The sequence below is a fragment of the Vibrio sp. 811 genome (assembly GCF_033339195.1).
Window position 1 is genome coordinate 1 of record NZ_JAWOUB010000144.1, and the last position, 973, is coordinate 973.

Here is a 973-nt window from a genome sequence, read left to right on the forward strand (position 1 = left end):
AGTGAATTTAAGATTTAAATAATGAGCTCAACATGTTTGGTGTGCGTTGGATTTTATTGGAATAATTGCACTTATTTATTAAATACGTCATACAATAAAGCCACCTAATTTGGTGGCTTTATTTTTATATATCATCAAGTTATTTTTATTGTTATTTACGCAAATAAATATTTTGCGTGAAAGTTTAAATGATTGTCTATAAAGCTCGATATAAAGTAATAACTGTGGTCGTAGCCAGATTGCATTCTCAGATTCAATTCTGAACCGTGTTGTTTTGCTGCGGCTAATAAGACTTCCGGTTTGAGTTGCTCACTCAAGAAACCGTCCGCATCGCCTTGATCAACCAAAATTGGTAAGGGTGATTTTTCTTTCTTCAAAAGCTCACTTGCATCGTATTGCTTCCAACTTTCGATATAAGTGCCCAAGTATGCGGTGAATGCTTTTTGTCCCCACGGACACTGCATTGGGTTGCTGATTGGGCTAAATGCTGAAATCGAGCGGTATAGTGTCGGATTCTTAAGGCCAATGGTGAGCGCACCGTGTCCGCCCATGCTGTGGCCAGAGATTGATTTCACATCCGATACTGGGAAGTTGGCTTCGATGATGGCTGGCAGCTCTTGCGTGACGTAGTCGTACATATGGTAATGCAGTGACCACGGTGCTTGAGTGGCGTTGAGGTAAAAGCCTGCGCCTTGGCCTAAGTCGTAACTTGCATCATCGGCAACGCCTTCACCACGCGGGCTGGTGTCCGGAGCAATGATGGCAATCCCAAGTTCTGCCGCCATACGAAATGCGCCCGCTTTCTGCATAAAGTTTTCATCGGTGCAGGTTAAGCCCGACAACCAGTATAAAGCGGGTACTGGGTTGGATTTGGTTGCATTCGGCGGCAAGAAAATCGCAAAACGCATGGTGCAGTTCAACGCTTTAGAATCGTGCGTATATTGTTTGTGCCAACCGCCAAACACTTTGGTTT

The 973-nt window shown here is 43.9% G+C and carries 1 protein-coding gene; it reads right to left on the reverse strand.

From position 1 onward, the window contains the following. Positions 1-155: 155 nt before the first annotated feature. Positions 156-965, reverse strand: a complete 810-nt coding sequence (fghA, locus tag R7Q46_RS25430; RefSeq protein ID WP_318077973.1) for an S-formylglutathione hydrolase — start codon at positions 963-965, stop codon at positions 156-158. Positions 966-973: the final 8 nt, after the last annotated feature.